This is a genomic window from Xenorhabdus sp. SGI246 (assembly GCF_040838225.1).
GTDB lineage: Bacteria > Pseudomonadota > Gammaproteobacteria > Enterobacterales > Enterobacteriaceae > Xenorhabdus > Xenorhabdus indica.
In genome coordinates this window covers 1-4,501 of the sequence record NZ_JBFPEZ010000117.1, presented here as the reverse complement: position 1 = coordinate 4,501, position 4,501 = coordinate 1, and the positions used below count along the sequence as shown (strand labels likewise).

The following is a 4,501-nucleotide window of genomic DNA, read 5'->3' as shown; positions in this document are numbered from 1 at the left end:
AGGGTTGAGCCTGCGTCATGCTGTCGAGCGGTTACGGGGCACGTTGGGGGATAATCTGGCCGCCACGCCCCTGGTGGAGTCGCCCGAATCACCGATACTGGCAGAGAATGAAGCCGGGCGGCAGGCGCTGTTGCACCGGGTGGTTGAGTTTTATCACCATACTTTGCTCAACGCCCCGGAAATGCAGGCGTTCCTGAGCGCCCGCAAGCTCAACCATCCTGAGCTGGTCGCCCATTTTAAGCTGGGCTTTGCCAACCGCACGCTGGGGTATCGGTTGCCCGCCAAGCAACTGAAAGCGGGTGCCGAAATCCGCGCCCGCTTGCGGGCGGTCGGGGTGTTACGGGAAAACGGACGCGAGCACCTGCGCGGCTCGCTGGTTGTCCCGGTGATCAGCCCTGAGGGGCAGGTACAGGAGCTGTATGGCCGCAAAATCTGCGACCGGGTGCGGCCGGGTACGCCGCTACATCTGTACCTGCCGGGGGAACATGGCGGCGTCTGGAATGAAGTGGCGCTGAGGGCGTCAAAAAGCCTGATCCTGTGTGAAGCGCTGATCGATGCCATGTCGTTCTGGGTCGCCGGGTATCGCAATGTGACGGCCGCTTATGGCGTGAATGGCGTCACCGCCGATCACTGGCAGGCGTTTGAACGTTACGGCACTAAGCAGGTGCTGATCGCCTTCGACAATGACAGCGCAGGCAATGAAGCGGCGGTGAAACTGGCGGCAGTGCTGGCTGGCAAAGGGATCACGCCGTTGCGCGTGGTGTTCCCGCCAGAAACCGATGCCAATGAGTATCTGTGCCAGATGGCCGAGCCGGAAGCGGCTTTCGGCCTGTTGCTTGAGAGCGCGATACCGATGGTCACGGCGGTTGTCGCACGGGCAGATGCTGAACCGTCAGCAGCGGGTACTTCGGCTTTAGCCGCTGCCGTTGCGGCACAAAACCCCACGCCCGGTCTGGTCTGGGAAGCCGGGGCAGACGGTGAGCTTAAGGTGTCGCTGGACAGCCTGCGCTGGTGCATCCGGGGGCTGGCTGGCCTGAAAGCGGGGGCGGTTGCCCTGAAACTCAATGCGCAAGTGGTTGATACGCAAAGCGGCGTGATGTTCCTCGATGGCGTTGATCTGATGGGCGCCCGCAGCCGTCAGGGGTATGCCCGCATGGCGGCAGCCGAGCTGGGACTGGCGGAAGGGGATATCCGGCGAATGTTGGGTCAGGTGTTACTGGCGGTTGAACAGTGGCAGCAGCAGGCAGAGAACCCGGCAGCGGCACAGCCTGAGCTGGATGCAGAGGCACGGGATACCGCACTGGCTTTGCTGCAAGATCCGAACCTGACAACGCGCATCACACAAGACCTTGCCACCTGTGGAGTGGTGGGCGAATCCACAAACTTACTGGCCGGCTTTTTGGCGGCGGTGAGCCGAAAACTCCCCAAACCCTTAGCCGTCCTGATACAGAGCAGCAGCGCGGCGGGCAAAAGTTCGCTGATGGATGCTGTTTTAAATCTGATCCCCGAAGAAGAACGCATCCAGTACAGCGCCATGACCGGCCAGAGCCTGTTTTATCTGGGTGAAACCAATCTCCAGCACAAAATATTAGCCATCGCGGAAGAAGAAGGGGTGCGGCAGGCCGCCTATGCGTTGAAGTTGTTGCAATCGGATGGTGAGCTGACCATGGCGAGCACGGGCAAGGATGAAGCCACGGGCAACCTGGTCACCAAAAGCTACACCGTCAAAGGCCCGGTGATGCTGATGCTCACCACGACCGCCATTGATGTGGATGAAGAATTATTAAATCGCTGTCTGGTTCTGACGGTCAACGAATCCCGCGAACAGACCGAAGCCATCCATGCGTTGCAGCGCCAGAAACAGACACTGGAGGGCTTACTGGCTGAGAACGAACGGGCGTACCTGACTGAGCTTCACCAGAACGCCCAGCGGCTGCTGAAACCGTTAAATGTCGTCAATCCCTATGCCAGCCAGCTCACCTTCATGAGCGATAAAACCCGCACCCGCCGCGACCATATGAAATACCTGACGCTTATTCAGAGCATCGCCTTGCTGCATCAATATCAGCGGGAAATCAAGACGGCGGAGCATCGCGGCAGGAAGCTGGACTATATCGAAGTGACGAAAGGCGATATCCGGCTGGCGAACCGGCTTGCCCACGAAATCTTAGGCCGGACGCTGGACGAAATGCCGCCGCAGACCCGCAAGCTGTTACTGCTGATCCATCAGATGGCGCAGGGCATAGCCAAACACGGGCAACAAACCTTGCGTGAGGTGCGTTTTACCCGGCGGGATATCCGCGACTTTACCCAATGGAGCGATAACCAGCTCAAGGTACATTGCCAGCGGCTGAGTGACATGGAGTACCTGCTGATCCATGGCGGCAGCCGGGGGCATCTGTTGCAGTACGAACTGTTGTGGGACGGCGACAGTGCGGAGGGCAATCATCTGTGTGGCCTGATTGACCTGCCGGACGAATAAACCGCCTGAATCTATGATGTTAGCAAGTTGGACTCAGGGTAGCGCAAGTTGCCTCCAAGTTGGGTTCAAGTTGGTAGTAAGTTGGGGGCGCTTAATCCGCCATAAAGCCAGTACAGATAAGGCTTCACGACTCGCAAGTTGGACAAATACAAAAGTCACTGTTCCGGCATCATGAGTAAACCTGATCACACCGTAGCGCCGGAGCCTCTTGTTCACCATCACCCCAGAGGAAACGCCGAGATGGACACCGAACCGACCTTCACCCTTGCCACGATGCGCCAGCAGCTTGAGGCCTACCTTGAAATCCAGACTGCCAGCGGACGCAGCAGCCGGACACCGGAAACCTACCGGGAATGGCTCACGCCGTTCGTGGACTGGTGCGAAATGCGGGGCATCCGTCATGCGCCCCAGGTCAGCCTGCCTGTGCTGGAAGGCTGGCAGCGGCACCTGCGCAGCTACCGCAAGGCAGATGGGCAGCATTACAGCAATAACACGCAGTTGCAGCGGCTGCGTGGCCTGCGGGGCTGGTTCCGCTGGTTATTGCAACGTCATCATATCCTGTATAACCCGGCCGACATGCTGATACTGCCAAAAGAGGAGCAGCGACTGCCTGCGCAGGTGTTCAGTGACACTGAGACGGAGCACGTGCTGAACAGCATCGATATCCAGACACCGCTGGGCTTACGTAACCGGGCGGTGCTGGAAGTGCTCTGGAGTACGGGCATCCGGCGGATCGAGCTGATTAACCTGCGGCTGGGCGATATCGACCGCCATCGTGGTGCGGTCGTGGTTCGGCAGGGAAAACAAGGCCATGACCGGGTTGTCCCGATAGGCGAGCGGGCGCTGGCGTGGCTGGAACGCTATCTGGCGAATGTCCGCCCAAAACTGGCCTATCGCTATGACAGCGGCTACCTGTTTATCACTATCCGGGGCAATCCTCTCTCACGCAATACGCTGACCCAAATGGCAGGCCATGTTATCCGTGAAGAAGCGAAGCTCGACAAACCGGGCGCGTGCCACGTGTTCCGGCACTCGATGGCGACCCAGATGCTGGAGAACGGCGCCGATACCCGGCATATCCAGGCCATGCTGGGGCATAAAAAGCTGGAGACCACCCAAATTTACACGCGGGTCGCTATCGGACACTTGAAAGCGGTGCACCAGCAGACGCACCCGGCAGAGCGTGATGCACAGGCACAGGCAGACAATCCGGCGCAAGGCATCAAGCCTGGACGTCGCAGACAGCCCGATAATCCCCGTTGAGTTCGCAGGGTGCGGGGCAGGGGCAGACCGTGGCCGGACTGCCCGGAGGCATCGGCGTCGGCGGGGGTAAATGGGCAATGGGCGGCGGCGGCCACGGCGTCCCCAATCCGTCTGTGCAGGCCGCCCAAAGCCCACTCAACATAATGTGGGGGAATTATACGCCACTCACCGGGCCGCGCCGCCGCCAGCCAGCGGCATCGTAAAGCGGTTCGCAGCGTATAATTTACATTATGTCTGCACCCCCGCTGATCAGCATCGCCGGGTGTGGCGCACAAGGCTGCGCCTTATGCTGTCAGCACCTGAGCCAGTCTTCGGCAAAAACCGGTGTTCTTATTTAACCCGAATTCTGGATAAGAAATTGACGTGAAGCCTGTTCCAGGAGCAAAGTTTTGGTGCATGCCGAAACAGTCCCGGGGAGGAACAGGCTATGGACAACTTAGTTGAAATTTTCTGTAATGTCGATGATTTTTGCCGTTTTTTTATCCCACAGTGGGAGCAATTTTGTCTCAATAACGGATATCGGCTGCGCCGCCGGCAAGGTCATATGTATCCCAGTGAAATTATGACCATTTTGATCCTCTTTCATATGTCACATTACCGTAACTTTAAAGCCTTCTATCTGGAATTCCTCTGGAAATATCACCACCATGATTTCCCCACCTTGCTCAGTTATACCCGTTTCGTCAGTGTCGCCCCTTCTGTTTTGGTCCCGCTATGCAGTTATCTGACTCAATTAAAAGGAAAACCCACAGGCAT

General features: G+C 58.2%; 3 protein-coding genes and 1 pseudogene. 3 read left to right on the top strand and 1 reads right to left on the bottom strand.

What is annotated here, in order from left to right; translation table 11 throughout:
• Window positions 1–4: 4 nt before the first annotated feature.
• Entirely contained in the window at window positions 5–2,482 is a 2,478-nt protein-coding gene (locus tag ABLA85_RS18105) for a toprim domain-containing protein (RefSeq protein ID WP_367965723.1), read from the top strand.
• 33 nt (window positions 2,483–2,515) lie between these two features.
• On the opposite strand, the gene ABLA85_RS18100 is transcribed toward ABLA85_RS18105, so the two are convergent.
• Complete coding sequence (locus ABLA85_RS18100; RefSeq protein WP_367965722.1) at window positions 2,516–2,701, bottom strand: hypothetical protein; 186 nt, start codon at window positions 2,699–2,701, stop codon at window positions 2,516–2,518.
• 21 nt (window positions 2,702–2,722) lie between these two features.
• Here ABLA85_RS18100 and xerC point away from each other — a divergent pair, with 21 nt between their 5' ends.
• Window positions 2,723–3,745, top strand: a complete 1,023-nt coding sequence (gene xerC / locus ABLA85_RS18095) for a site-specific tyrosine recombinase XerC (RefSeq protein ID WP_367965721.1) — start codon at window positions 2,723–2,725, stop codon at window positions 3,743–3,745.
• A 427-nt stretch (window positions 3,746–4,172) separates the two neighbouring features.
• Window positions 4,173–4,501: pseudogene (locus ABLA85_RS18090) on the top strand (IS982 family transposase); the annotation flags it as partial.